At 54.8% G+C, this 26044-nt stretch carries 24 protein-coding genes; 11 read left to right on the forward strand and 13 right to left on the reverse strand.

Going from position 1 to position 26044, the window contains the following annotated elements:
- Position 1: 1 nt before the first annotated feature.
- Positions 2 to 1399 (reverse strand): class II fumarate hydratase, encoded by a 1398-nt coding sequence (locus tag SynA1524_RS03100; protein ID WP_186498897.1) that lies wholly within the window; start codon positions 1397 to 1399, stop codon positions 2 to 4.
- A gap of 34 nt (positions 1400 to 1433) precedes the next feature.
- On the opposite strand from SynA1524_RS03100, the gene SynA1524_RS03105 reads away from it, so the two are divergent.
- From SynA1524_RS03105 to SynA1524_RS03115, 3 genes are all read left to right on the forward strand, one after another.
- Positions 1434 to 1997, forward strand: a complete 564-nt coding sequence (locus SynA1524_RS03105; protein ID WP_186498898.1) for a DUF1997 domain-containing protein — start codon at positions 1434 to 1436, stop codon at positions 1995 to 1997.
- Positions 1998 to 2020: 23 nt separating this feature from the next.
- Complete coding sequence (locus tag SynA1524_RS03110) at positions 2021 to 2842, forward strand: ABC transporter permease (protein ID WP_186498899.1); 822 nt, start codon at positions 2021 to 2023, stop codon at positions 2840 to 2842.
- A 142-nt stretch (positions 2843 to 2984) separates the two neighbouring features.
- Positions 2985 to 4058, forward strand: coding sequence for a KpsE/RkpR family capsule polysaccharide export protein (locus SynA1524_RS03115; protein ID WP_286188652.1), 1074 nt, complete (start codon positions 2985 to 2987; stop codon positions 4056 to 4058).
- A 168-nt stretch (positions 4059 to 4226) separates the two neighbouring features.
- On the opposite strand, the gene SynA1524_RS03120 is transcribed toward SynA1524_RS03115, so the two are convergent.
- On the reverse strand, positions 4227 to 6965 hold the full coding sequence (locus tag SynA1524_RS03120; protein ID WP_222930505.1) for a rhamnan synthesis F family protein: 2739 nt from the start codon (positions 6963 to 6965) through the stop codon (positions 4227 to 4229).
- A gap of 197 nt (positions 6966 to 7162) precedes the next feature.
- Positions 7163 to 8071: a hypothetical protein gene (locus SynA1524_RS03125; protein WP_186498902.1), complete on the reverse strand. Its 909-nt coding sequence runs from the start codon at positions 8069 to 8071 to the stop codon at positions 7163 to 7165.
- A gap of 54 nt (positions 8072 to 8125) precedes the next feature.
- Between SynA1524_RS03125 and SynA1524_RS03130 the strand changes: the two genes are divergently transcribed.
- Both SynA1524_RS03130 and SynA1524_RS03135 read left to right on the forward strand, forming a co-directional pair.
- On the forward strand, positions 8126 to 9718 hold the full coding sequence (locus tag SynA1524_RS03130) for a hypothetical protein (protein ID WP_186498903.1): 1593 nt from the start codon (positions 8126 to 8128) through the stop codon (positions 9716 to 9718).
- Positions 9705 to 11006 (forward strand): sulfotransferase family protein, encoded by a 1302-nt coding sequence (locus SynA1524_RS03135; protein WP_186498904.1) that lies wholly within the window; start codon positions 9705 to 9707, stop codon positions 11004 to 11006. Before SynA1524_RS03130 ends, SynA1524_RS03135 begins: the two co-directional genes overlap by 14 nt.
- A gap of 28 nt (positions 11007 to 11034) precedes the next feature.
- Here the strand turns inward: SynA1524_RS03135 and SynA1524_RS03140 are convergent, their stop codons facing one another.
- The 8 genes from SynA1524_RS03140 to SynA1524_RS03175 are packed head-to-tail and all read right to left on the reverse strand — an operon-like array spanning position 11035 to position 18484.
- A complete protein-coding gene (locus tag SynA1524_RS03140) occupies positions 11035 to 13383 on the reverse strand; it encodes a glycosyltransferase family 2 protein (protein WP_186498905.1) in 2349 nt (782 codons plus the stop codon).
- Positions 13384 to 13412: 29 nt separating this feature from the next.
- Positions 13413 to 14480: a dTDP-glucose 4,6-dehydratase gene (rfbB, locus tag SynA1524_RS03145; protein WP_186498906.1), complete on the reverse strand. Its 1068-nt coding sequence runs from the start codon at positions 14478 to 14480 to the stop codon at positions 13413 to 13415.
- Between the two features lie 5 nt (positions 14481 to 14485).
- Positions 14486 to 15394, reverse strand: a complete 909-nt coding sequence (gene rfbD, locus SynA1524_RS03150) for a dTDP-4-dehydrorhamnose reductase (RefSeq protein ID WP_186498907.1) — start codon at positions 15392 to 15394, stop codon at positions 14486 to 14488.
- Positions 15394 to 15981 (reverse strand): dTDP-4-dehydrorhamnose 3,5-epimerase, encoded by a 588-nt coding sequence (gene rfbC, locus SynA1524_RS03155; RefSeq protein ID WP_186498908.1) that lies wholly within the window; start codon positions 15979 to 15981, stop codon positions 15394 to 15396. Before rfbC ends, rfbD begins: the two co-directional genes overlap by 1 nt.
- Positions 15971 to 16912 (reverse strand): glucose-1-phosphate thymidylyltransferase RfbA, encoded by a 942-nt coding sequence (gene rfbA, locus SynA1524_RS03160; RefSeq protein ID WP_186498909.1) that lies wholly within the window; start codon positions 16910 to 16912, stop codon positions 15971 to 15973. Before rfbA ends, rfbC begins: the two co-directional genes overlap by 11 nt.
- A 57-nt stretch (positions 16913 to 16969) precedes the next feature.
- The gene (locus SynA1524_RS03165) at positions 16970 to 17491 is read right to left on the reverse strand and encodes a methyltransferase family protein (protein WP_186498910.1); all 522 of its coding nucleotides are present in this window, start codon (positions 17489 to 17491) and stop codon (positions 16970 to 16972) included.
- A 39-nt stretch (positions 17492 to 17530) separates the two neighbouring features.
- Positions 17531 to 17920 (reverse strand): glutamyl-tRNA amidotransferase, encoded by a 390-nt coding sequence (locus tag SynA1524_RS03170; RefSeq protein WP_186498911.1) that lies wholly within the window; start codon positions 17918 to 17920, stop codon positions 17531 to 17533.
- A gap of 3 nt (positions 17921 to 17923) precedes the next feature.
- Entirely contained in the window at positions 17924 to 18484 is a 561-nt protein-coding gene (locus SynA1524_RS03175; RefSeq protein WP_186498912.1) for a 1,2-dihydroxy-3-keto-5-methylthiopentene dioxygenase, read from the reverse strand.
- 47 nt (positions 18485 to 18531) lie between these two features.
- Here SynA1524_RS03175 and cobI point away from each other — a divergent pair, with 47 nt between their 5' ends.
- The gene (gene cobI, locus SynA1524_RS03180) at positions 18532 to 19263 is read left to right on the forward strand and encodes a precorrin-2 C(20)-methyltransferase (RefSeq protein ID WP_186498913.1); all 732 of its coding nucleotides are present in this window, start codon (positions 18532 to 18534) and stop codon (positions 19261 to 19263) included.
- 3 nt (positions 19264 to 19266) lie between these two features.
- Here the strand turns inward: cobI and SynA1524_RS03185 are convergent, their stop codons facing one another.
- Both SynA1524_RS03185 and dusB read right to left on the reverse strand, forming a co-directional pair.
- A complete protein-coding gene (locus tag SynA1524_RS03185; RefSeq protein WP_186498914.1) occupies positions 19267 to 21249 on the reverse strand; it encodes a glycosyltransferase family 2 protein in 1983 nt (660 codons plus the stop codon).
- Positions 21246 to 22238, reverse strand: a complete 993-nt coding sequence (dusB, locus tag SynA1524_RS03190) for a tRNA dihydrouridine synthase DusB (RefSeq protein ID WP_186498915.1) — start codon at positions 22236 to 22238, stop codon at positions 21246 to 21248. Before dusB ends, SynA1524_RS03185 begins: the two co-directional genes overlap by 4 nt.
- Between dusB and SynA1524_RS03195 the strand changes: the two genes are divergently transcribed.
- The 5 genes from SynA1524_RS03195 to SynA1524_RS03215 are packed head-to-tail and all read left to right on the forward strand — an operon-like array spanning position 22237 to position 25971.
- On the forward strand, positions 22237 to 22713 hold the full coding sequence (locus SynA1524_RS03195) for a DUF1823 family protein (RefSeq protein WP_186498916.1): 477 nt from the start codon (positions 22237 to 22239) through the stop codon (positions 22711 to 22713). The two genes, dusB and SynA1524_RS03195, sit on opposite strands and share 2 nt — an antisense overlap.
- 54 nt (positions 22714 to 22767) lie before the next feature.
- Complete coding sequence (gene der, locus SynA1524_RS03200) at positions 22768 to 24135, forward strand: ribosome biogenesis GTPase Der (protein ID WP_186498917.1); 1368 nt, start codon at positions 22768 to 22770, stop codon at positions 24133 to 24135.
- Positions 24136 to 24138: 3 nt separating this feature from the next.
- A complete protein-coding gene (locus SynA1524_RS03205) occupies positions 24139 to 25017 on the forward strand; it encodes a CbiQ family ECF transporter T component (RefSeq protein WP_186498918.1) in 879 nt (292 codons plus the stop codon).
- A 14-nt stretch (positions 25018 to 25031) separates the two neighbouring features.
- Positions 25032 to 25298 (forward strand): PipX family protein, encoded by a 267-nt coding sequence (locus SynA1524_RS03210; RefSeq protein ID WP_186483207.1) that lies wholly within the window; start codon positions 25032 to 25034, stop codon positions 25296 to 25298.
- A 10-nt stretch (positions 25299 to 25308) separates the two neighbouring features.
- The gene (locus tag SynA1524_RS03215) at positions 25309 to 25971 is read left to right on the forward strand and encodes a YggS family pyridoxal phosphate-dependent enzyme (RefSeq protein ID WP_186498919.1); all 663 of its coding nucleotides are present in this window, start codon (positions 25309 to 25311) and stop codon (positions 25969 to 25971) included.
- The last annotated feature ends 73 nt before the right edge of the window (positions 25972 to 26044 follow it).

Genomic DNA, 26044 nt, shown 5'->3' on the forward strand with positions numbered 1-26044 from the left:
GTCAGCGGTGGGGTGAGGCCATCGTGGCTGGATCGATCAACTGGTCAAACCGTTCGCCTGTGATCGCTCCGGATTGCATCGCGGCCTCCCGAAGCGTCAGTCCGTCTCGGTGGGCGTGCTGGGCGATCGCACAGGCTTTTTCGTAGCCGATCTCCGGCGTCAAAGCCGTCACCAGCATCAGGGATCGCTCCACGTAGAACGCGATCCGGTCACGGTCTGGTTCCATCCCGCTCACCAGATTCAGCCGGAAACACCGGCAGGCGTCCTGCAGCAGACGGATCCCCTCGATCAGGTTGAAGCCGATCAGGGGCTTGTAGACGTTCATCTGCAGATGCCCCCCAGCACCAGCCGCCGCCACGGCTGCATCCATGCCGATCACCTGGGTGCAGACCATGGCCATGGCCTCGCACTGGGTTGGATTCACCTTGCCCGGCATGATTGAGCTGCCCGGTTCATTGGCGGGCAACAGCAGTTCCCCTAGCCCAGCCCTGGGTCCGCAGGCCAGCAGGCGGATGTCATTGGCGATGGTGAGCAGCGTCACGGCCAGACGCCGCAGCTGAGCCATGGTCTGCAACAGGGCGTCATGGCCCGCCATCACGGCAAACAGGTTGTTCGCCGGCTGAAAGTCTGATCCCGTTCGGCTGGCGAGTTCAGCACAAACCTCGTCGGCAAATCGGTCCGGCGTGTTTAAACCACTGCCGACGGCTGTGCCTCCGAGTGGCAGAGCCAGAAGGTCTTGATGGGCTGTGGTCAGCCAATGGACGCCGTCGCTGAGTCGGTCGCGCCAGGCGCTGACTTCATCGCTAAGTCGCAGCGGTACTGCGTCCTGCAGATGGGTCCGCCCGATCTTGATTATGTCCTGCCAGGCATCGGCCTTGGCATCGAGACTCGCGATCAGCCGCTTCAGCTCTGGCAGCAGATCCTGCTGCAGCTGTAGAGCCGCAGCCACATGGATCGCTGCCGGGAAAACGTCATTTGTGGACTGGGACCGGTTGATGTGGTCATTGGGATGGAGGGGACGGTGCGAGCCGAGGCTCTCTCCGGAGTGCAGAGCAGCGAGGTTGCTGATCACCTCATTCACGTTCATGTTCGTCTGCGTGCCGCTGCCGGTCTGCCAGACACTCAGAGGAAAGTGGTCATCGTGCTGGCCTGTGTGGATCGCCTGGCCCGCCCGTTCGATCAAGGCCACCTGTTGGTCGTTCAACAGACCATGGCGACCGTTCACAGCCGCGCAGCACTGTTTGATCCGTGCCAGGGCATGAATCAGCTCCGCTGGAATCTTTTGATGACCGATGGCGAAGTTGTTGAGGGATCGCTGGGTCTGGGCTCCCCAGAGCGCTGCAGCGGGGACGTCGACAGCTCCCATGCTGTCGTGCTCCTGCCTCATCGGTTGGCCCATTTGAGAATGCCGATCCCAATCGACAATCGTATGCATGCCCTTCACCTGCCTCGCTGAGGCCAGTCATTGCTGCACGGTTGTGCTGCCCGGTGGCGAGAAGGCTGTGCTGCGGAGGTTTTTCCGGCGCCCGAAGCGATCAATGGCCGCCCTGCTCACCCGACAGCGGATGGACTGCAAGGGCGATGGTCGCTTCCTCTACGCATCGCGGCCGTTTCAGCTCCTGCGATTTGAAATCAGGCCAGAGGTGCTGTTTGCCGCGCAGTGGTCGGATCAAGCCAAGGGGCTGGAGATTGCCTTTGAGGACTGCCGGATTCATGGCCTTGGCGCCATGCAGAACGCCATCCGCTTCGAGTGCACGGCGTTGCTTGTCCCCAAGCAGGAGGGTGTGGAGGCTCAGGCTCGAGCGGTGGTTCTTTTGTCGTCGGACAGTCCGTTGACTGCGCTGCCGACTGGCCTGCGCCAACGTTTGGCTACGCAGGCGTTGCAGCTGGTGTTTGCGCGGCTGGAGCGACGCTGCCAGGGCGGGCTGAAACGGGCCTTGCTGGATTGGATTGCGGAGGATGCAATGGGGCGTGCTGATCTCAAGCGTGAGAGTTAAAGTCTTGCGACCAATCCGGTGACATGAGCAAAATGCGAGCCGGATTTGTCGATCAGATCAAGTCAAGACTTGATCGCCTTTGGTTGCAAATCAGAATCGTTCTCGCGCTTTCTGAGACGGAGTTCGTCCTTAGGGCTGAAAAGGGATCCTTCGGTGTTTGGGGTGTCTTGTTTGAACCCTTGGCGTTGATGATGACCTTGTTAGCACTCAGGATTTTGATTCGGTTGAAGTCCACTGATTTGCTGAGTCCAGTGATCTGGCTTGCTTGCGGGATCGCACTTCTATATATGTTCAGAAAAATAGGAATCAAGGCATTAACAGGTGTTTCGAAGCGTCAGAAATTCTTTTTTTACCGTCGAATTCGTCCCCTGGACACGTTGTTAGCGTCGGCCTTGATTGAAGCCAGAATTCATGGTTCTATTCTGGTTTTGGTCTTCATTAGTGTTTCGTTTTGGAGTTGGCAGTTCAAGCTGGATGATCCAGCACTTGTTCTTATTGATTTCATTCTCACGATTGCTCTTGGCTTGGGGGTTGGCATCAGTGCTTTGGTGATCGGTCACCGCATCCCGATTGTTAAAACATTGACGAAATTCGGGATTAATCGATTGTTGCTTTGGACCTCTGGAATTTTTTATGCTACCTACACACTTCCTGGGCCGATACGTCCACTAGTGACGTGGAACCCACTGCTTCATTCGGTTGAGTTGCTGCGACATGGAATTAATGTGGCCTATCCAATACCTGGAATCAGTCTGCAGTATCTGTTTGCGTGTAGTTCACTGAGCTGCGGGTTTGGACTACTGTTCTATTTCCTCAACGAGGCTCTCCTGCTCGCCGATGACTGAACAGCCGCGTGTCAAACGGACGGCCGGAATTTTTCCGAAACTCGGAGAAGGAGCTTCCTGGTTCGGTAACTCCTCAGATGATCCCTCCAGTTCAGACACGTCACAGCTCCGCTCTGGGCTACAGGGATCGTTGAAAGGTCTGATGAATTCGGGAACCTTGGCTGCTGCTTTTGTCGTCCTCTCGGCGATGTATTGCTTTGGTGTGGGCCGTGATCGCTATCAAGCGACGTCCGAATTTGTCATCAAGCAGCCGCTGCCCCCGGCTTCAGCCTCCACCATGGTTCTTGGCTCGATGCAGAGCTCCAGCGTGCTCTCGTCTCTGGAGGACGGTCGTTATTTGCAGGTTTACCTGAAATCCAATGCTGTGAAGCAGGCGGTTTTCCCTGATCCATCTGCGTTTAAGAGGACCTATGCACCTCAGGCTCCAGATCAATGGAGTGGCTTACGTCGTGATGCCAATGACCAGGAGCAGCTTGCTTTCTTCCGCCAGCAGCTCGATGTGATTCCCCAGGAACTCTCAGGGACCATCGTTCTATCCACAAGTGCGTTCACCGCAGACGATGCCTATCGCCTCAATTCCGATCTTCTGAAACAGTCGCAGCGCTTCGTTAATGAGGTGAATCAGTCGATCAGTGCGGATCAACAGAAGTTTGCTGAGGAGCAGGTGGCCTTCGCGAAGACCCGTCTCACCACGGCCACCAATGCGCTTGAAGCTTTTCAGGATCTTTACGGACAACTGGATCCTTTGGGAGAACAGACGGCTACCACTGGCTTCATTACTGGCTTGGAATCTCGGCTGGTTGATCTGAAGGTTGAGGAAGCCAGTCTTCGACGCCAGTTCCGTGATCCCAATGCTCCAGAGGTTGCTTTTGTCGCAGACCAAGTACGTGAGCTCGAGCGACAGATTCAGGAAGAGCGCCAAAAGGCCGTTGGAGCCGGGGGACGTGATCTGAACAAACTTGCTACGCAAGCCAGTCGCCTCCAAGGAGATGTGGATTTTGCACGGGAATCCTTGAGTTCAGCCATGCGTGCGGCTGACAACAGCAGGATGGAAAGCCAGCGTCAGCTGAAATTCATCGTGATGCTGAGCAAGCCGCAGATGCCCACCGGCCCTGAAACGTCATGGCGTTGGAAGGCCTTTCTGTCATGCCTGGGTGTTTTGATTGTGGTCTGGGGCGTTGGAGGATTCATGTTGACGGCATTACGGCGTTATTAAAGTTTTAGAGTATTCAATACTCTTTATACAGATCGGTTGTATTTTGTTTTTGAGTTCAATGGATAGCCATATTGGGTTTAAGGATAAGAATGATTCCCATACGAGCTTATAGATTAAAGTTTCTTGCGGAACGTTTTTGTCTCGTTTGGTAAGTTGAGCGTTTATTATTCAATTATCTTGCTGTACTCGTGTTAGCCCTTCAAGATAATTTTCGATTTGTCGCGCTAATCGACGATTGCCGCGACGAATGGTTTCCTTCCAGTCTTTAATGTCTACCTCATGAGGGTTGTCTCGAAGCAAGCTAACCTTGATGAAGGGGAACTCATGATCCTCAATGAGTGATTTCCACTCAGCATGAAGAATATTGCCATTGGCATTTTTTGAATAAAGGCTTTCAAGATTCATCCCATTCTCTTTGAGAAGGACAGAGAGTCCGACCTCATAGTTTTTGACAATGCTGCGTTTTTCATCCCAACACATTATGTTGTCCCAGAATTGCCAGAATGACGGACAAGAAACAGCGCGACGTTTAAACATTAGAAATGCAGATTGTAGATGGGGTTCGTACATGAGATTGTCCGTTAAACCAATCACATCCGCTTGGCTATTGGCAAGGCGATTGATCAGGCCGGTGAGGGGACGAATCGGACCCCAAAAACTATCGTTACAGAGCAATACAGACTTTCTTTGATCGATTAGATCGCGACAAAACCTTAGACCAGTCATCCAGCTGCCAAAGTCATATCCTTCATTACCTCGAATGATTAGAGCATCGCTAACATTCTTAAGAGCTGCCAAATCATGGTGGTGTTGCAACAACGATGGTGTCGCAGCAACGACTTGAATATAAAAATGGCGTCTGTACTTCCTTAACAGATCAAGAATGTCAGAGCGTATTGGTTTGTCAGGATTGGAGTCATATTGCGCAAATATCAGTGGTATGCGTTGGTCATTTGTTCTTAATGAACGCCTCCAGGTGAATAACACTGCTTCTCGTGCTGGCCTGAGAGGCACCACTTGTTTCAGGAGTGGTTCGTATCTCGTTGAATGATGATGAAGGAGGGGGCTGATTAATGGATCACCTTTCGCATAAATTGTTTTGTGCTTTTGGCGAAGGCGTCCTGATTCGCGTTGATGCCGTGCCCAAGCATATCCAACTTGATCCTTCCCACGACTGAGTGACTCATAGTGAGTGATTGATGCATGTGGCGTCACAACAATGGCACCCCCTGCATCCCTGAGTCTGAGGCAAAGGTCGACATCATTAAAGACAACGGCGAGTTTTTCATCAAATCCACCAACGAGGTCAAAACACTCGGCTTTCACCATCAAACAGGCTGCAGAGGCTGCGGAGAACTCTTCTTGTGTTCTGAGAGGTAGAAGGCTGGCTATGACCTCTTGCTCGTTAAGGTGCTTACCTGGTTCAAGAACGCAACGACGCTCTCCTGGAATAATGACAACTCCTTGATGTTGAATGCTTCCATCGGGATAATTAAGCCTTGAGCCGACGGCAACAGTTTTAGGGTGTGCAAAGGGATCTAGAAGTGCATTAAGGACACTTCCGGAGATAAATTCGATATCATTGTTGAGGAATAGCAGAAAATCTCCTCTACATAATTGGCGGGCTTTGTTGTTTAGTCGTGAGTAATTAAATTCTTCGTCGAGACGAATGCATTGAATATTGTCTTCCTCGATAACATCTCTTATCCATTCTTTTGTTGAATTTTTTGCGCTTCCGTTGTCAATTAGAACGATTTCATAATTACGATTTTTACCGGCATTAAGCTTGATCGAATTAACACATGCCCTAGTTAATTCTACTTGATCTCTAAATGGAATCAATATGGAAATCAAGGATGATTTATCTGTAGGACGAGACAAGTCATGGCATCCTACCTGTAACGGGTTGGGCTTGATTCCCCTCTCTATTCCAAAATATTGTTTGGCATGCTGACTTCTGATACGACCGATCTCATCTAATTGCTGATCACTCAATGGACATCTTTCCCTGGGCCAGCCTTGTTCAGGTATTGAAGGATTCTGAGAGCTTTGATGCTTGACGAGTGCTATATGACAGTGGGTCGTCTTGATCGGATCGCGAGTTGTCTGTAGAAGTATGTCCAGACGTAATGCTTCTAGGCAGGTATAACTTGGAGCAAATTTACACCGCCTTAATTGAGAATAAGGTAGCGTTAGAAGTCCTCCAATGCCTCCGCGGGTACACAGACGAATGGCTGACACTGGGCTTCGGTATTGCCGATGTTCATATCCGAGCCCATCATTCCAAAGTTGGTAAACAATAATGTCATCGCAGGTCAACACAGTGTCCGCTTTTGTTTGTTGGAGTTGTCCCGCTAAAGCATGTAGGGCTCCATTGGCCAAGATATCGCTGGCATGACAAATAGTGATCCACTCTGCAGAGTTTTCTCTTAGCAGATTTGATAAAGAATTCATATTTGTCAAAGAGCAAGAAACCACATCGTTCCAACCACCTACAACAGCTAGAGATTGTGCTTGCTGTGTTGTTCCATCAATCACTAAAAGTAGATGCTTTGTTGTTAAAATCAAGGATTTTATTGTGGGTAACTTTGTTGGATGATATCGATCAAGGCCTGTCGCAACAGATTCTTGCCGACGGAAATGATCCCACCCCTCCGTCGCGAGATGTTCGAGCAAAGAGATTTTATTAGTGCGTCTGATTTGTCTCTGTGTTTTGTTCAGGCCTGCGTCGTAGGCTCCAATGGGTATTGGCGGTAGATCTCCGTAAAGAGACAGATGACCATTTAAAATCTGATTCAGCGTCCCACTCACTAGTAACTCATTGATTGATGAGAGGTGCCGATGTTGAAGTAGTAAGGGGATTTTTTGAATTCCATCTTCCAGTGGGTTCCATGTTGTTGGCTCCAACAGTAGGGAGATGGGTAAATATCTTGGGTTAAGTAGATGAGAGTCTAAATAATCGTGCAAGCTTGCAAGATCTGATTTGATTAAATTAAGATCTATGCCGATACGTTTGAATAGTCTGAGTTGTTTTTGTATAGAGCCAACAGAGATTCTTCCCTTTCTCCAATCTTGAAAAGATTTTGACCAGTGATCGTTGGGATTCATTGTTTTTTCTTGCTTGCCAGTTTGAGAAGTCGTCGTACTACTGCAGGGAATAGCCCCTCTTTGTCAGAAGTTATGACTTCTAATTGTCTTTTTTCTTCGCTCATGTTCGTTCCGGAATCTTCAGTTACAACCTCATCATGATCACCTCTTACATTATGATCTTCTATCTCTGGCTTATTAGATATCGGTTGAACCGATAAGGATTCTTTTAACTCCTTATTCTCTTCTACAAGCAGCGCATATTTAGCTCTTTGTTTTCTTAGAGACTTTTGTAGTCGTTCGTTTTCCCGCGCAAGGTACTCATAGTTATTTTGGATCTGTGCTAATTGATTTAAATTATTTTTCAATTCTTCAAAACTTGCTTCGCGGTCTAGGTTGACCTCCCACCAGTCCATGAGTGCGAGATCAATCAATGAGCCTTGGCTTAACCTTTGTAGATAGTTGCTGTCAGCTTCCAGACCAAACAAGCATGATTTCAGTTCTAGATCAAGGTAAATATCGATAATTCTTGGTTCTTTTCTCGCAATCTCTAGGCTTAGTAAGCTGGAAAGGGGCTTTGGGCTAGGGAAGTTAATACTTTTGTCTAGCTGTGGATTCTCACCATTACAAAGTCTTATGATCGATGTACTGTCAAGCGAATTCAGGCGCCAGCTTGACGAAATATGTTTGTATTTTGCAGATAACAAGGATAACTCTTCGTAATATGCGCGAATTTCATTGCATGTTGTTGCGGTGCTTTCTTCAAGTCGTTTTTGTTCAAGCACTTGATTGGGCGCCGAATAAATTAATAGCACATTTTGAGGTTCATTGTCAGAATTGACTGATGTAAGTGGCTTGAGTCCTGCTTTGGCTAGTTTGTCTTTTAGAGATGAAAGAATATTTGTTGTCGAATACCAGTACTGCATTTGATTCCTGATCCTTACACGCAGTCTATAATGCAGAACGCTCCTGAAGCTCACATGACGTCCAGTCTATGCCTGAGTGTTTTAGTAGGCTGTCCAGTTTCACCAACGCAGCTCCCGGAAGGCCCTTGTTTGATCATTGATGCTGAGTCAATCGATAAGAAGGAATTGATTGCTCAGGAATCCTTTTATGCACATTATCGTGAATTGTCGGCCGACGATGTAGTACTTCTCAATCAGACGGTGATATCAGAATTTGATCATCAGATTGTTGAATGGCATAACTTCTCAGACAGGCGATTCAATGGACCTTCTCAATTATCAGAGTTTTCCGAACAATATCCAAATCTAAGATTAATTGAAAGCAGGAAGATTGAAGGTATCACTCTTTCTACTGTATTGGTAGATCAAAAAATTCTATCCGATTCACTTTCAACCTTTCAGCTCATTTTACGTGAGGGTGATCCGTTAGTTGCTCTTCAAAGTGCGAAGGAGTGGTTGGCCCGATGTACTCGTATCTCTTTGCGTGGTTTAGTCACTAGCTCTAAATCTCGTGAGGCTGCTGAGGCATTTTTGGGGGCATCGGGCTTTTGCAAATCATCGGTTGATTCATGTGTATGGACTCCTGAGCTTGAGGTGTCGTCACTGCATCTATCCTTAATCAGATGTGGTTTGTTGGCCTTATTTAATGCTGATGTCTATCGAAAATTATATCCTCAGACGAAGGAAATGACAGATGTTGAGCTGATTAACCACTGGTTATCACAGCCTGATTTTCGAGAGATCGCCAAGGAGATCGACAAGAATACCCACAATTCATTAGATAGAGATGGAATATTGGCCTTATTTAATGCTGATGTCTATCGAAAATTATATCCTCAGACGAAGGAAATGACGGATGTTGAGCTGATTGACCACTGGTTATCACAGCCTGATTTTCGAGAGATCGCCAAGGAGATCGACAAGAATACCCACAATTCATTAGATAGAGATGGAATATTGGCCTTATTTAATGCTGATGTCTATCGAAAATTATATCCTCAGACGAAGGAAATGACGGATGTTGAGCTGATTGACCACTGGTTATCACAGCCTGATTTTCGAGAGATCGCCAAGGAGATCGACAAGAATACCCACAATTCATTAGATAGAGATGGAATATTGGCCTTATTTAATGCTGATGTCTATCGAAAATTATATCCTCAGACGAAGGAAATGACGGATGTTGAGCTGATTGACCACTGGTTATCGCAGCCTGATTTTCGAGATGTATCTAAATTAATGAATGATGCTATTCAGCGTAACCCAACTCCTCTTGCTGAATTGACGGACCAAGATCCCGTACTTCAGTTGTTGCATAATATTTTCCCTTTTGATTTTTATCGCTCTCAAAGATCAGATCTCTCACAGATCTCCAACAGAGAGTTGATCCATCACTATTGGACAAATGGGCAATATGAGGGAATTGATCTCTCGGAATCAAATGTCAAAAATGTACTCGATAAAGATCAATCTTTGCAGGTCAACCGTCTCACGACTCGTATCCATGAACTAGAGCATCTTTTATCGTGCGCCAACGCACAGATTAGTGCAATGCAGAAGTTGATTGTTAGTTCACGAGATTCGGGAGCTGCCAATGAACAAGACTGATCAGATACTTGCCTGTCGTGTCTTGGTGAATGATTATTTATCAGGAAGATGGCAGAATGTTATCAATACAGTCTGTTCGCTGAACGATTCAGCGGAATTTGATAACTGTTCCACTCTTCGTGACCTCGCGCGACTTCTTTTAAGTTTATCTCCTTCAGAAATTTTGAAGGAGGATTGGAAGCCTGCTTTAGTGTCGCAGCGCGCCTCTTTTACTGAAGCACGTCTTCGGTACTGCGCAACTCATTTACTTGGTGCTTGCAATAATCTTGCGTGCAGAAATGATCAACAATATAGCTACAAGCTTCAATTATTTTGCATTAGCTTAAGCGACTTGCTCAAGTCTGATGCTGATTTTATACTTGTTTCTGATATATTTTCATTTTCCGACTCTTTCATATCCCTCAGTCAAAGTATTCGTATATTCTATTTGGCTTATAGGCGTCGTTTGCATGAGTCATTTCCTCAACAGATGACGGTTGTTTTAGGGATGCACCGTAGTGGAACATCAGCGTTAACTGGACTGCTTGGTAATTTAGGCATTTCAGGACCTAAGGATCCATTAGGTGCCACGGAAAATAATCTGTTGGGATACTGGGAATCAACTTCTTTAGTTACTTCTTCTGATCGATTTTTGTTATCTCAAAATAGCCATTGGTCCCAACTTTACCACTGGTCTTTTGGTTGGTGGAAATCAGCGGCGGCTCTAGACTGGATTGATTCTTATTGGCACGATTTGCAAAATGCTTACAATACGAATGAACACTTCGTCTTGAAAGATCCTCGCCTTTGTATTCTGCTCGAGGGCATAATTCCATGCCTAGTTGATTCGCTACTGCAGTTAGATTTTTTGTTGATATTGCGCTCTCCTGTTGAGGTTGTTATGTCCTTGTGTAAGGCAGAGGAAATTTCTCCATACGATGCTCTTAATTTGTGGATCGGATCAGTATTTCGCGCAGAATGTAGTTCACGTCCGTATTCTCGCAATATTCTCACGTACTACCAGCTCCTTAGTAGGCCACAAACTATTTTGGATTCATTCGGCTTGAACTGGAATCAAAGCTTTATGGAATCCAGGCTTGATCAAGCAACATCCTTTTTAAAGACTTCATTGTATCGAACCAAGGTTGATAACGTAAGGGAATCGTTCGTGGCAACAAATCCTGAGTTGACTAGTCTTCTTGTTTTGGCTGAACAGATTTTTGATTGTTTTCAACATCCAACCCCAGACATTGCTCGTACATCAGAGAAATTAAGGTACCAGTGGGTCGAAATCTTGGCAGATCGTTAGCAAACTCTTCTGTAAATAACTTTGCAGCTTACTGTCGCTGATAGTAATCTTTCATCCTCCTGAAATTGGACCTCAGTTCAATTCCTTGCATAACGCTTTCTGGTGAAGTGTTGAAACTAAAATTTTCATGAATCTTTGTTAGATTTGGATTGTAAAATAAATCACTTGGTAGTTCCCCATTACTTTGAATGTCGTATTGATTTAGCATGAAGTTTATCTCTCTCTTGAACCGTTCTTTCTTCTCGGGAGAGTCCTCAGCTCCGCGGGATATTGATTCGTGGTGAAACAGCTCAGCATACGGGGTGAAAATATTTCGATATCCTCTTCCGTGAACCCTTATGCAAAAGTCGACATCGTTAAATGCGATTGTGAGGTCTTGTTCATTGAGGCCGCCGACTTCGTTGAAAATTTCTCTGCGAATTGCGAGACATGCTGCAGTTACTGCTGTCATCTGTTGTACATATTGAAGCCTGTCGACATAACCAGGACTATCTCCCGGAAAGTATTTATGGGCATGACCGGCGACTTGGCCAATTCCAATAACTACGCCTCCATGCTGAATAGTCCCATTTGAATAGTATAACTTTGCACCGACACATCCAACGTCTGGCCTTGAAGTGTGGGAAACAATTTCTTGGAGCCATTCGCCAGATATGACCTCGACATCATTATTGATCAAAGTAACAACATCTGCTTTTGATTGTCGGACTGCATAATTATTGATGGCCGAGTAGTTGAACTTCTTGTTGTATTTTATTATATTTATTTTTTCGCCATGCGCCCTCTTCAGTTTTTTGAATAGATTCTTCGTGGCGACTTCTTGGCTCTGGTTGTCAACAATTGTGATTGTGTAGTTCGTGTATGTCGTCTTGGCAATGATTGAATCCACTGCGAGATTCAATACCTCTGCTTGATCTCTAGTGGGGATGATGAGCTCAACAGATGGTGGCTTCTCTGATGTATGCCACTGGCAGGTGAATCGGTTCCTGGCCTTGATTCGGGCTGTCGCCCTTACGCCTCCACGTCGATGCTGCTCGTCTAGGAAATTCTGGACTGCCTTGTGACCGCTTTCAGTTGTGTAATCCTTGCTGTCTGGGTTGCTGGCGGTTGATTCGGAATGTGCTCGCCAGTGGTACAAGACTCTAGGGATGTGAATAATTTGGTCCGGGGAAGATTCCAGGACAGTTCTGAGTGCAAGATCGTGATCTTGGCTTCCCTCGAAGCCAACTCGGAAGCCACCAATTTGTTTGAGGATCTCCCTTCTGTAAACACCCAAGTGTGAGATAAAATTGTATGACAATAAAAGATCAATGTTAAAAGCTGGCTTGAAGTGTGGGCATGAACGCATTCCATCGTCGCTGATCTTGTCTTCGTCGCTATAAACTAAATTTGCTTGCGGTTTTTGCTGCAACTCACGTGCAACCCAGTAAAGAGCATTGTCTGCAAGGATGTCGTCGTGATCTAGTAATGCTACGTATTCTCCTGTCGCCAGACTAAGTGCGTCATTGCTGGCTTCACATATGTGGCCATTCTTTTCGCGAAAGATAAGTTTTATTCTAGGGTCTAACGATTGATAGCTCTTGAGGATTGTCTGGACGCTCGCCGCACTGGAGCTGTCATCGCAGATGCAGAGTTCCCAGTTGGGATAGCTTTGACGGCAGACACTTTCAATGCATTCGCGAAGGTGAATGCTGTTGGTATTGTAGGTAGGAATAACAATGCTGATAAGCGGGGCGTCTTGGTTTAGCTCAAGCCATTCCCTGATTTGCTCTTCATTGTGGTCGATTTCTGGCTCAATCTCTTTTAGATAGTTCTCATACCTTTCGTCTGTTTCTTTTTTGGTTGGTGTGTCGAAAGGTGCTTTTGGCCAGGTTTGATGCCTGATCTGAGCCAATCGATAGATCTGTTCCGTTCGCCAAGAAATTTCTTGCGTTATGGAGTACGTCTCTTGCGCAACTGCGTTGTCGTTTTCCTTGGGTTTTCTTGTTGTCCATTGTCTTAAAACATCTACAAACGTATCTATGGTTGTAGGTAATATTGAAAAGGTCGCATTGATTGGTCCTTGCCCGCTGATTGGTCTGATCTTGACTCTGCTCCTTTGCAGAACGACGATTGGAAGTACGAGGCACGGTTCTGACCTTGTGCTTTGGGTGGGCACGGTGAAAGTTCTTGCCAACGATTTGTTGGGCCCAACAGGCTCTATGCAAACGGAGCAAAGTAATGGGCTCTCTTCTGCATTAATTGATAATCGAAGTAGGTAATATCCTTTGCTTATGCCTTTGCGTGTTTCGAAGTAACAGTCTGCATGTTCGACGTGGTATTCCCCGTTGCCAATTGGTTGTATATTTCTTCTAACCCAATCCTGACGAAGGGACATGTTTCCTCGGCTTTCTGGTATTTGTTCCACTAGTATTTTTTGTGACCGTAGTGTGCGATGTACCACTGCACGGTCTTTGCGATGGCTACATCGAAATCATGCCTTGCTTTCCACCCCAGCTCGGTCTCAATACGAGTCGGATCAATGGCATACCGACGGTCGTGGCCGGGACGATCCGTCACTCGTGTGATCAACCTCGCATGGGGTGCCCCGTCCGGTTTTAGCTGATCCAAGTGGTTGCAGATGCATTCCACGACCTCGCGATTGGTTCGTTCTCCATAGCCGCCGACGCAGTAACTGCGGCCAGATGCTCCTTTGCAAGCGGCCAGCAGCAGGGCATCGACGTGGTCTTCCACATACAACCAGTCTCTGACGTTCAATCCATCGCCATACAAGGGAATGGGCTTTCCGGCAGCAGCTTTCAATGTCACGACAGGAATCAACTTTTCGGGAAATTGCCAAGGTCCGTAATTGTTGGAGCAATTCGTCAACACCACTGGCAATGCATAGGTGTGGTGCCACGCGCTGACGAGATGGTCACTGGCCGCCTTGCTGCTTGAGTATGGACTGCGCGGGTCATACGGCGTCGTTTCTGAAAAACGCCCCTCTGCGCCCAGGGAGCCGAAGACTTCATCGGTGCTGATGTGATGCAAGCGGAAGTTTTCTTGGCGGTCTCCGCTCAAGCCCTCGACATGCTCCCGTACCGCCTGCAGCAGGTTGTAGGTCCCAGTCACGTTGCTCTCGATGAACACACCAGGGCCTGCAATTGAGCGGTCCACATGACTCTCGGCCGCCAGGTGCATCACCAGGTCGGGATCCGCCGCCTTCACCGCCTCACGAACGGCCTTTGCATCCGCGAGGTCCACCCGTTGCAGCACATGTCTTTGCTCGGCTCGTTCCCCGAGCTCGCTCAGCACCGCCTCAATCGACGTCAGATCGCTGGCGTAGCCCATCTTGTCGAGGTTGAACACGATCGCCTCGCTCTCCTTGAGCAGTCGCCGCACCACGGCCCCACCGATAAATCCAGCCCCTCCTGTCACCAGTACCCGCCGCCGGGATCCCAGCAGCTCTGCAGCAGTCGGCATTGAATCGGTCATCGGGATCAAGGGTTCGTGGGGATGGCCTGCAGCACATCCTTAAGGGCTGCCCGCCAGGGCTGGGCCTTCAGTTGCAGCACTTGACGGCTGGCCTGGCAATCCAATAACGAATAGCCGGGACGGGTGGCTGGGGTTGGATAGTCGGAGGTGCTGATCGGATTCACCGTGGCGGCGCGCTCTAGCAGGCCAAGGTCCATCGCCAGCTCACCCACCGCGACGGATACGTCGTACCAGCTGGCGGCACCGCCATCACACCAGTGCAGCACAGGGGGGAGTTCCACCTCGTCGCGGCTGCTGGTGATCACCGTCCAACAAGCCGTCGCCAAATTCAACGTGCTGCTCGGGCAGCCCACCTGATCGACCACCACCCCCAATTGCTCTCTCTCTCGATGCAGTCGCAGCATCGTGAGCGCAAAGTTTTTGCCCATCGGACCCATCACCCAGCTGGTGCGCAGCACCACACCTTGGCCACTGGCCCCAAAAAGCTCTTCCACCGCCTCCTCTCCGCTGGCCTTGCTGGCGCCGTAGACCCCCAGGGGATCGCGGCTTTGATCCACCCGGTAAGGGGAGCCCTGCTGACCGTTGAATACAAAGTCGGTGCTTAGCTGCAGCATGCGGCCGCCGTGTGCCTGGATCGCTTCTGCAAAAGCCCGTGGTGCTCCTCCATTCACGGCATGGGCCAGCTCCGGTTCCGCTTCTGCCTTGTCCACTGCGGTGTAGGCCCCGGCATTCAGCACCCAATCGGGGCGCTGTTCCTCCACCAACTGTCGGCATGCCGCTGCATCAGCCAGATCGAGTGCCACCAAGCCATTGCCGCCATTGCGGCTGCTCGCCACCAGTTCAATGCCTTCAGGCAACCTTCCAACCAGGGCCTGCCCAAGCTGTCCCGCGGCACCGGTGACCAACACTCTCATCAGAAGACGTCTCCAGCTGACTTGGCCTGATCCAGCGTTGGAGCTTCTGCATCTTTGCCCGACAGGCTCACCTCAGTCCCTCCAAGCTGATCCAAGGGCCACTGAATGCTGATTGTGGTGTCGGCCCAGCGAATGGCGCGTTCACAGGCCTTGTTCCAGAACCCCCGGGCCTTGTACTGCACTTCAGCCACAGCGCTCAGGGTCAGAAATCCATGGGCAAAGCCCTCAGGGACCCAGAGCTGCTGCTTATTCTCTGCACTCAACTGGGCACCCACCCACTGCCCAAAGGTGGTTGAACCCTGGCGGATGTCCACCGCCACATCAAAGATCTCACCGACGCTGGCGCGCACCAGTTTGGCCTGCGGCTCCGGCGCGAGTTGGTAGTGCAACCCCCGCAGCACCCCCTGCACAGAGCGGGAGTGGTTGTCCTGCGAAAACACCACTGCTTCTCCAACGGCCTCATTGAATCTGCGCTGATTCCAGCTTTCAAAAAACCAGCCCCGTTCATCTCCGAAAGCCTGGGGGCTGATCAGCAATGGTCCTTCGATCGTTGCCCCCTGAGGGCTCTTCAGTTGCTCAACCTGCATGGGCCGGCACCTCCAGGCTGCACTGCAACGCCGCGTGGTCGCTGATGGTTTCTTCCAGCAGCTGCAATAAGTAAGTGCCGTAGCCGCTTTTCTTGAGTGGCTGCGCCAGGGACTCAAGTTGCTCCCCGCTGATCCAGCCCTGACGCCAAGCCACCTCTTCCGGGCAGCCCACCTTCAGGCCCTGGCGGTGCTCCAGCGTGCGGATGTAGCCGCCGGCATCGTTGAGGGAGTCGCAGGTGCCGGTATCCAGCCAGGCCATGCCCCGACCCATCAATTCCACCTTGAGCTGGCCGTCATCCAGATACATCTGGTTGAGATCGGTGATCTCCAGCTCACCGCGGGCTGAGGGCTTCACCTGCCGGGCCCGTTCCACCACCGTTGCGTCATAGAAGTAAAGGCCGGTCACGGCGTAGCGACTCTTGGGCTGTTTGGGCTTTTCTTCGATGCTCAGCACACGTCCATCTGCGTCAAATTCCGCGACGCCGTAACGCTCCGGGTCGCTGACTGGATAAGCAAACACCGTTGCACCGTCCGCTCGCCCGTCGCTGCTCACCAGCTGCGGCACCAGGTCGTGACCGTGGAACAGGTTGTCTCCCAACACCAGCGCTGCAGGTGCACCATCGAGAAAATCAGCGCCGATCAGGAAAGCCTGCGCCAACCCATCGGGGCTGGGCTGCACGGCGTATTGGATGGTCATGCCCCAGAGACTGCCATCGCCGAGCAACCGCTGAAAGGCCTCCTGATCATGGGGTGTGGTGATGATCAACACCTCACGGATCCCCGCCAGCATCAGGGTGCTGAGCGGGTAATAGATCATCGGCTTGTCGTACACCGGCAGCAATTGCTTGCTTACCGCCTGGGTGATCGGATGCAGCCGCGTGCCACTCCCCCCGGCCAGGATGATTCCCTTGCGGCGCGAAGGTTCAGACACGGATGCTCAAAAGTTGGCGATATTTCAGCACGGGACTGGCGTTGAAGAAGACCTGGCTCAATTGCGCCAGTCGAGCCAGGGGAGCCCGGCGGCAATGGCCGGGGTACTTGACCGGTACACCGCATAGTCCGGATGCAGCAGGAGCAAGGAGCGTTCCTCCCGGCGGGCTTTGCCCCCCAGCACAGCCACCAGCCCAAGTAGCAGTAGTAGATGCAGCAGGCTGCCGATGGCCAGCGCCACTCCCAGCGAGCACAGCAGCACGGCCTCGTACATCGGGTGCCGGCAGCGTTGGTAGGGCCCCTGGCTGATCAGCCGGTTTCCCTGCTTGGCTTCAGGCAATGGAGACAGGCTGCTGCCGAGGGCTGCAAAGGCCTGCGCCGCAACAATAAAGCCGCTCAACAGCAGCACCACGCCGACGACGAAGACGGGCCGGGGCCAGATGTTCAACCCCCAGTCGGCGGGGGCAGGCCACGGCGGCAGCAGGTGTGCCGTGATCAGCAGCAGCTGGGCGAGCAGCCACCATTCGCCGCGGCGGTTGTCGAGCCAGCCTCCCCAGCTCAGTCCCCAGCCAGAGAACATCCCATCGCCCCTGATAGATGCCCTGACGCTACGGCGTTGTTAAAGCTCGTCTTGCACCAGTTGTTGAGCGGTTTCGCCATCCAGTGAGCTCAGGTCGCAGCTGTCCGTCAGCTCCTGAGCCAACAGATCAGCCGCCTTGCGGACCTGGGGGTTCTCCAGCACAGCAGCGCTGATGCCCATCTCTTGCAGGGCAATGGTGGTGGCTTGATCGGCCTGCTGTTGGGATAGCTGCCCACTGCGCACCAGACACTCACCATTGGCCAACGACCCCGTGGCAAAGGCGCGGATGCTGCGGGCCAGTTCCAGCCGCGCCACCTTGCGGATGGTCTCCGGTGACATGGTTCCCGGTGACATGGTGTCCGCTCGCACCATCGGTGCCCAAAGGGCCAGCCCACCGATCAGCAGTCCGATTGAAGTGATGCCAGCCATGGTTCAGTCGAGCCGTGGAAAACGCTCAGCGATGGAGTCGCCCGTAAAGGTCGCCACCCAGCCTGCGCTGTTGTTGAAAAAGCGCAGGGCGCAGAATGATGGGGTTGGTCCCATGTCGAACCAGTGGCGGGTGCCGGCCGGGACGCTGATCAGGTCGCCGCGTTCACACAGCGTCACCAGCACCTCCTGGTTGATGTGCAAGAAGAACAGCCCCTGGCCTTCCACGAAAAAGCGCACCTCGTCTTCGGCGTGGGTGTGTTCCGACAGGAATTTGTTGCGCAGAACCTCCCGCTCCGGGTGATCCGGCGTCATGCGGATGGCATCCACAGTTTGATAACCACTATCCCTTTGGACCCTGGCCACCTCGGTGGAATAGGTCGCCAGGATCGTGCTCTGGTCGGCGTCTGGGGGTAGGTCATGGGCGGCAGGCCACTGCTCAAAGCCGATGCCCCGGTCGGCCAGTTCAGCCTGGATCGAGGCCGGGTCGTTGCAGACCAGCTTCGGCAGTGGGAGGGCGTCACCACGGCCATCCCCGTGGTCTGGAAAGATGCTGAGACGACTCATCGCCGGGCTCCCGGAGGACCGTTCCGCTGTCCATCATCAACCCGACCGTGCCCGCCGGCCTCACGCTGGTGGGGGTTGGCCCCGGCGATCCTGAGCTGTTGACGCTGGCGGCGGTGCGGGCGATCGAACAGGCCGATGTGGTGGCCACACCTGTGGCCCGTGAGGGGAGCGTCAGCATGGCTGCCGCCATTGCCTCCCACTGCATCAGTCCCAAGCAGCGCCTGCTGCCGCTGATGTTTCCAATGGTGTCGGCAGCTGGGCCCCGGCGTGAGGCCTGGCATCAGGCGGCCGATGCCCTCGCCGCGGAAGTACAGGCAGGACAGGCGGTTGTGCTGCTCTGTGAGGGGGATGCCTCCCTGTTTGCCACCGGCAGCTACGTCCTGCTGGCGCTTCAACAGCGCCATCCTGATTGCCCCACGCAGGTGATTCCAGGCATCACGGCGATCTCCGCAGCAGCAGCAGCAGCTGCCTGGCCCCTCGCCCTGCAACAGGACCAGTTGCTGGTGATGCCCTGTCCTGAGACACCTGATGCTCTGACCGGTCTGCTCGAGACGGCAGCGCAGCATTCCAGGGTGCTGGCCTTGATGAAACTGGGCCATCGCTGGGCCTGGGTTCGTCCTCTGCTGGAGCTCCAGAATCTGCTCAGTGGAGCGCTGTTCGCTGAACGGGTGGGTTGGCCAGATCAGATCGTTCGCTCAGCTGGTGACATGGAGGCGAGTGAACGCCCCTACTTCTCCCTGCTGCTGGTGCGTCAGGATTGGCCCGACGTGCTGCCCTGAGTTTCAAGGCCGTCGTGGCACAAGCGAGCGGTTGAGTGCGCCGGGAGTCGATCCGCCCAGGAGCAGCCGTTTCAGCAGCATCAGAAGCCCCAGCACTTCCCGCCGTGGCCGCCGTTCCGGCCAGATCCCATCACTGCAGAACAACCAGCGGATGAGGCAGTGCTGCTCTCGCTGGTTGAGGTCCCCCCAGTGCAGGGCAACCCGATGCGGTTGGGCCTTCAGCAACACGACCGGTAGAGGCGGCACGTCAGACGTCCATTGCAATTGACTGCTGTCAACGAGGGGGGGCAGGGCTGAGGCAAAAGCCAGCTCCACACCGCTCTCACTGATGGCAGTGATCCGGCAGGGATGGCGATGCCCCCCGGCATCGGTCAGCTCGGCGGGGTGATCCAGGCTGAGCCAGGGGGAGGGATCGCTCTGGGGAGGATCCCAGCAGGCGCGCAGGGCTACCAGGGTCCCCAGCAGGTTCAGCACCGCCCACACCAGCCCCAGCTGAAGCGGCCCGAGTTCGCCCCAGCCCTGGCGCATCAGCTGTTGGATCAGCCCGAGGAGGTTCGCCAGGTTGAAGAGGCTTAGAAGAATCAGGGGCAGAGCCAGAAACCAGGCCCAGCCGCCCTGGGAACGGTGGCGATGCTTGGGGGTGACCCGAAAGCCCATGGAGGATCCGAGCACGTGGCTGATCAGGGTCACCACCAGCGGAACGGTGAGCACCCAACTGGTCAGTTCGGTCAACAGGGCTGAGCGGCTGTGGCGATTCAGCCAGCCGATGCTGAGCAGCACCGTGCCCCACAGCGGCAGCATTAATTTGATGATCGACTGCTGGTCCAGAAGGATCGGAGTGATGCCAAGTAGGCCGTAGCTCAGCGGCATCAGCATCAGCACCAACCTCGGCAGGTTGTTCAGCCAATGGACCACACCCTCCAGGTAGGCCAGCCGTTGGCCCAGGCTGAGGCCACGGGCCTGCAGCGGCCCCTGGGGTAACCGCAGACTCTGCAGGGTGCCGTTGGCCCAGCGTTGCCGCTGCCGCACGAAGTCGGCCATGGATTCCGCGGCAAGTCCTGCGCTGAGCTTCTGCTGCAGATACAGCAACTTCCAACCCTGCTCGCGCAGGGCGATGCCGGTGACGTAGTCCTCCGACAAGGCCGCTTCGACAAAGCCGCCCACCTGATCCAGGGCATGCCGGCGCACCACAAACGCAGTGCCGGCGCAGACCACGGCCCCCCAGCCGTCCCGCACTGGCTCGATCCAGCGGTAAAAGCTTTCTTCATCCGGCAGCAGCCAGGATTCCAGCCGCAGGTTGCGCATCACCGGATCGGCATTGATGAACGACTGCGGGGTCTGCAGCAGAGCCACGTCGGGCTCCAGCAGAAAGCCGATGCTGCGCTCCAGGAAGCGGTGCTGGGGGATGAAGTCCGCATCGAAAACCGCCACGAGCTCGCCATGGCAACGGCGAAGGCCTGCATTGAGATTGCCCGCCTTGGCATGCCGCTGTTCGGTACGACGCTGATAGCGACAGCCCAGGCTCCTGGCCAGCTGTCTCACCTCCTCACGACCGCCGTCATCCAGCACCCAAACCGTGGTGTGGGGATAGCTCTGCTGCGTGCAGCCCAGGAGCGAGCGTTGCAGCACCGCCAGGGGTTCGCCGTAGGTGGGCACCAGGATGTCCACATGGGGTCTCCAGTCCGAGGCCTGCCACGCCTGATGGCGACTGTCGGCTTCCTGGCGACGGTCGGGGAAGCGGCGCCAGGCCAGCCATAGCGGCAGCAGACCGGTGATCAGCAGCCAGCTCTCCGCCAGCAGCAACAGACCGCTGAGGCTGGTGGACACCTTGCTGTCGAGGTTGAGGCTGGCGGTGCAGCGCCACTGCAGATAACGAAAGGTCAGGCCGCTGATCAGCAGGATCAGGCTGCGGCGGGCCCATAGAGGAGATTCCGATTCCGGTCGCTGGATCAGCGCCAACGGCCAGAGCAGCAGCAGCAGGCTCACTCCAGGGCCAGACGTTGAATCTCCAGCAACGCTAGGGCGTCCTCTGGGGTGGGAGCGCGCATCAAGGCATGACGCAGCTGCGGAGCTCCGGGAAAGCCGGTGCAGGTCCAGCCCATGTGCTTTCGGGCGATCAACAGCCCGTGTTCACCGCGGGATTCCACCAGCGCCAGCAGCTGCTCCCGGGCCAGGGTCAGGCGGGCTGCGGGGCCAGGGGTGGCTGGGATCGGCAGGCCCTTGAGTGCCGCATCTATCTGCCCCACCAGCCAGGGGGCCCCCATGGTTCCCCGGCCCACCATGACGCCGTCGGCGCCGGTCTGGGACAGGCAGCGCTGGGCATCCCCGGGAGTGTTGATGTCTCCGTTTGCGATCACCGGGATGGTGAGGGCCTGCTTGACGGCGGCGATGGCAGCCCAATCCGCCTTGCCTTTGAACCCCTGCTCGCGAGTCCGGCCGTGCAGGGTGAGTAATTGCGCACCGGCGTCCTGCAACTGCCGGCACCAGGTCTGAGGGTCGGCGTCGCTGCCGCACCAACCGAGTCGTGTTTTCACCGTGACGGGCAACCGCACGGCGTTTGCCACGGCTTCGATAATCCTGCTGGCGAGGTCGGGGTCGCGGATCAGCCCTGATCCGCCGCCCTTACGGGCGATCTTGCGCACCGGGCAACCCATGTTGATGTCGATCAGGAATGCCCCTACGTCTTCGGCTCGGCGGGCTGCATCGGCCATGGCCTCCGGGCGGTGATCGAACAGCTGCACGCCGATCGGGCCTTGCTCGTCGCCGAGTTCCTCCACCTTGCCGCGCCCGAAGCCCAGCTCAAGGCTGGTGGCATTTACCATCTCCGTGAACAGCAGCGCATCAGGCGCCCAGCCGCGCACTAGATGCCGGAATACACGGTCGCTGACGCCGGCCAGGGGGGACTGCAGCACGCGGCACTCCAGCCGCCGCGCCGTGCCGGACCCGGAAAGCTGTAGCGGAACGGAGGCGAGCATGGTCACCATGCTGCCGACTCACGTGACCGACCTCTGGCCCCTTAGCCGGGCATTGCTGATGCAGATCCTGGAGGACCGTTGCAGCGACCGTTTCGTCTGTGAGCGGATCTGGGAGCGCCTGGGTTATGTCGAGGCGGATGGCACTTGGAGTGCAGGTCCCGAGACACCTCTCGATTGGAGGGAGGCTTGTCCGAAGGGCCCACAGCTGATTGCGCAACGGCCGGCTTCGGTTCGCCTGACCCGCTCGATCCCGAAGCAGCACAAGCAATTGCTGAAGCAGCAACTGCAGTTTCAGGGCTACCGCATCGGTGAGCTCTACCCGCGACGGACCCGCCGCGCCACCGCCGTGAGCTGGCTCCTGGCCTGGCTGGCCCAGCAGGAGATGCCCCTTGCGGAACAGGGGCCGATGGCTCCCGAGCTTCCGGTGCCCATGGATCCGGTCGCCGGCCACCCAGGCGACTTGCCGGTGGCTTGAACCAGCCGGTGTCATCGGGTCTGTAGGGTTAAGGATTGATCGGAGTTCCGCCCTTTGGCGCGTCCCGTCGTCGCGATCATCGGACGCCCCAACGTCGGCAAGTCGACTCTGGTGAATCGTCTCTGCCGCAGTCGCGAAGCTATTGTGCATGACGAGCCTGGCGTCACCCGCGACCGCACCTACCAAGACGGTTACTGGGGCGATCGTGAGTTCAAGGTGGTCGACACCGGTGGCCTGGTGTTCGACGACGACAGTGAATTTCTGCCGGAGATCCGTGAACAGGCGGCTCTGGCCATGGAGGAAGCCAGCGTTGCTGTGGTGATCGTGGATGGCCAGCAGGGCATCACGGCTGCGGATGAATCCATCGCGGAATTTCTGCGCAGTCGACCCTGTCCAACGCTGCTGGCCGTCAACAAGTGCGAGTCGCCGGAGCAGGGTCTGGCGATGGCAGCTGAATTCTGGAGCTTTGGACTGGGAGAACCCCATCCGATTTCAGCCATCCATGGAGTGGGCACCGGAGATCTGCTGGATCAGGTGCTCACCTTCCTGCCCCTTAAGGATCAGGAGGGGGATGAGGAGGAGCCGATCCAGATGGCGATCATCGGACGGCCGAATGTGGGTAAATCCAGTCTGCTCAATGCAATCTGTGGCGAGCAGCGGGCAATTGTGAGCCCCATCCGCGGCACCACACGGGACACCATCGACACCAACATTGTTAGTGAGAACCGCCCCTGGCGGCTGGTGGACACCGCAGGGATCCGCCGCCGTCGGAGTGTCAATTACGGCCCTGAATACTTCGGCATCAACCGCAGTTTCAAAGCGATTGATCGCAGTGACGTCTGCGTGCTGGTGATCGATGCCCTCGATGGCGTCACCGAACAGGATCAGCGGCTGGCGGGGCGGATCGAGGAGGACGGTCGCGCCTGTGTGGTGGTGGTGAATAAATGGGATGCGGTGGAGAAGGACAGCCACACCATGACGGCCATGGAAAAGGAGCTCCGGGCCAAGCTGTATTTCCTCGACTGGGCGCCGATGCTGTTTACCTCGGCCCTCACCGGTCAGCGGGTGGACAGCATTTTTGCTCTGGCCGCCCTGGCGGTGGAGCAGCACCGCCGGCGCGTCAGCACCTCCGTGGTGAATGAAGTGCTCAAGGAGGCCCTTAGTTGGCGCAGTCCCCCCACCACTCGCGGCGGCCGTCAGGGGCGTCTGTACTACGGCACCCAGGTGGCCAGCCGCCCCCCAAGTTTCACCCTGTTCGTCAACGACCCAAAGCTCTTCGGTGATACCTACCGCCGCTATGTCGAACGCCAGATCCGCGAGGGGCTGGGATTCGACGGCACCCCGGTGAAGCTCTACTGGCGTGGCAAGCAGCAACGCGATGCCGAACGGGACATGGTGCGTCAGCAGAACCGCCAGAGCTGATCGATGGACTGGCTGCGGCAGATCCCGATGGGGCAGTTCGTCGACGGCCGTGAGGGCTGGTTGCGTCGACTCGATGCCCGCTTGAAGTTGGCCTGGTCTCTGGTGTTTCTGCTCACCCCTGTGCTGGCGGGGCCGCTGTGGCGTGTGGCGCTGGTGCTTGGCCTGCTGCTTCTCACGTTGATCAGTGGCCTTCCCCGCAGGATCTGGTGGCGGTCCCTGCTGGTGCTGACGCTTTTGGCGCTGACGGTTGGCACTTTGTCGATGCTGTTGCCGGCCGCTGATCCGGCCGCAACGCTGGCCTTGCGTTCCCCCCAGGAGCTGCCGGATGCCCTGCCCCAGGGACCGTCCTGGGTGGTGTTTGAGCTGGGACCGCTCTCGGTGGACCGGGCCTCGCTGCTGTTGGGATTGCGCACCTCCACGCTGATCTTCACGGTGATTCACAGCATCAATCTGGTACTGATCAGCACCCCACCTGAAGACCTGGTGTGGGCCCTGAGCTGGTGGCTGGCACCGCTCAACCGTCTCGGGCTGCCGATGGAACGGCTGGGGTTTCAGTTGTTGTTGGCCCTGCGCTTTCTTCCCCTGGTGCAGGAGGAACTGCAGAACCTGTTGCGATCCCTGGCCAGTCGTGCCGTCAACCTGCGCCGACTGGGGTTCAAGGCATCCTTCGGACTAGTGCTGGCGGTGGGAGAACGGCTGCTGGCCAACATCCTTCTGCGGGCGGAACAAGGGGCCGATGCCCTTGTGGCTCGCGGCGGCTCGGTCTCGGGGCCAGCAGGCTTCCGGATACCGGATGAGCGGCCGGCACCCCTGGTCAATGGACTGGCACTGTTGAGCCTATTGGCCGTGCTGGGTCTGAGGACTCGGTACGGTGATTTGTGATCGAGGCTGCATCCATGGCTGCCGAGCGCTATCTCAACCACCCCACATTCGGAATGTTGTATCGGGTGGCACCGGCCGGTGAGGGTCGGGACATCTACGCCACGTTGTATGCCCAGCGCATGTTCTTCCTAGTGACCTTGCAGCCCCGTGGAGCCCAGTTCGAGGTGATTCCCTACGGCGATGCCCGTCATCATGCCGATGTCAATCTGCAGCGCTGCCAGCGCGCCGGCTCCGAGGAACTGGAGAATTGGCGGCAGCTGTTTGATCAAACCTTCATCTGACGGCTGAGCCTTGCCAGGCCTCCTCTCTGATCGCTGGACCGCTCTGCAGGCGGCGCTGCCGGCCACGGCACAGCTGCTGGCCGTCAGCAAGGGGCACCCCGCCGAGGCGATTCGTGAGCTGGCGGCCAGCGGTCAGCGAGCCTTTGGCGAGAGCCGGCTGCAAGAGGCGCTGCCCAAGCAAGAGCAGTTGGCGGACCTGGCCCTGCAATGGCATTTCATCGGGCGGCTGCAGAGCAACAAGGTGCGATCGGTGGTGCGTGCCTTTCCGGTGATTCATTCCGTCGATTCCTTGCCTCTGGCGCAGCGGGTATCCCGGATTGCCGGCGAGGAAGAGCAGCGACCGGAGGTGCTGCTGCAGGTAAAGCTACGGCCTGATGCCAACAAGGGCGGCTTCCTGCGCCATGAGCTGCTGTCTGCTTGGACAGAACTTGCTGCGTTGCCATCGATGACGGTCGTCGGACTGATGACCATGGCGCCGATGGGCTGCGACGCAGATGATCGTCGGGCCTTGTTTCAGGAGTGCCGGGAACTGGCCGATCAGTTGGAGCTGAGCGAGTGCTCGATGGGCATGAGCGGCGATTGGCAAGAGGCGGCTGAGGCGGGCAGCACCTGGCTGCGTCTGGGGTCCGTGCTCTTTGGCCCCCGGCCGTCAGCACCACCTCAGGCTGGATGACTTGCTGAGAGCTCTCTGAAACGTTATTCAAGGACAAGGTTGTCCCGACGCGCGGACTACCCCTTACGTCTCA

This window comes from Synechococcus sp. A15-24 (genome assembly GCF_014280195.1).
GTDB lineage: Bacteria > Cyanobacteriota > Cyanobacteriia > PCC-6307 > Cyanobiaceae > Parasynechococcus.

What these genes read in the sequence shown, in the direction of transcription:
- SynA1524_RS03100 (WP_186498897.1), bottom strand. Translation starts at nt 1,399, where the DNA reads ATGGGCCAACCGATGAGGCAGGAGCACGACAGCATGGGAGCTGTCGAC.
- SynA1524_RS03105 (WP_186498898.1), top strand. Translation starts at nt 1,434, where the DNA reads ATGCCCTTCACCTGCCTCGCTGAGGCCAGTCATTGCTGCACGGTTGTG.
- SynA1524_RS03110 (WP_186498899.1), top strand. Translation starts at nt 2,021, where the DNA reads ATGAGCAAAATGCGAGCCGGATTTGTCGATCAGATCAAGTCAAGACTT.
- SynA1524_RS03115 (WP_286188652.1), top strand. Translation starts at nt 2,985, where the DNA reads ATGAATTCGGGAACCTTGGCTGCTGCTTTTGTCGTCCTCTCGGCGATG.
- SynA1524_RS03125 (WP_186498902.1), bottom strand. Translation starts at nt 8,071, where the DNA reads ATGCAGTACTGGTATTCGACAACAAATATTCTTTCATCTCTAAAAGAC.
- SynA1524_RS03130 (WP_186498903.1), top strand. Translation starts at nt 8,126, where the DNA reads ATGACGTCCAGTCTATGCCTGAGTGTTTTAGTAGGCTGTCCAGTTTCA.
- SynA1524_RS03135 (WP_186498904.1), top strand. Translation starts at nt 9,705, where the DNA reads ATGAACAAGACTGATCAGATACTTGCCTGTCGTGTCTTGGTGAATGAT.
- SynA1524_RS03140 (WP_186498905.1), bottom strand. Translation starts at nt 13,383, where the DNA reads ATGTCCCTTCGTCAGGATTGGGTTAGAAGAAATATACAACCAATTGGC.
- rfbB (WP_186498906.1), bottom strand. Translation starts at nt 14,480, where the DNA reads ATGACCGATTCAATGCCGACTGCTGCAGAGCTGCTGGGATCCCGGCGG.
- rfbD (WP_186498907.1), bottom strand. Translation starts at nt 15,394, where the DNA reads ATGAGAGTGTTGGTCACCGGTGCCGCGGGACAGCTTGGGCAGGCCCTG.
- rfbC (WP_186498908.1), bottom strand. Translation starts at nt 15,981, where the DNA reads ATGCAGGTTGAGCAACTGAAGAGCCCTCAGGGGGCAACGATCGAAGGA.
- SynA1524_RS03165 (WP_186498910.1), bottom strand. Translation starts at nt 17,491, where the DNA reads ATGTTCTCTGGCTGGGGACTGAGCTGGGGAGGCTGGCTCGACAACCGC.
- SynA1524_RS03170 (WP_186498911.1), bottom strand. Translation starts at nt 17,920, where the DNA reads ATGGCTGGCATCACTTCAATCGGACTGCTGATCGGTGGGCTGGCCCTT.
- SynA1524_RS03175 (WP_186498912.1), bottom strand. Translation starts at nt 18,484, where the DNA reads ATGAGTCGTCTCAGCATCTTTCCAGACCACGGGGATGGCCGTGGTGAC.
- SynA1524_RS03195 (WP_186498916.1), top strand. Translation starts at nt 22,237, where the DNA reads ATGGTCACCATGCTGCCGACTCACGTGACCGACCTCTGGCCCCTTAGC.
- dusB (WP_186498915.1), bottom strand. Translation starts at nt 22,238, where the DNA reads ATGCTCGCCTCCGTTCCGCTACAGCTTTCCGGGTCCGGCACGGCGCGG.
- SynA1524_RS03205 (WP_186498918.1), top strand. Translation starts at nt 24,139, where the DNA reads ATGGACTGGCTGCGGCAGATCCCGATGGGGCAGTTCGTCGACGGCCGT.
- SynA1524_RS03210 (WP_186483207.1), top strand. Translation starts at nt 25,032, where the DNA reads ATGGCTGCCGAGCGCTATCTCAACCACCCCACATTCGGAATGTTGTAT.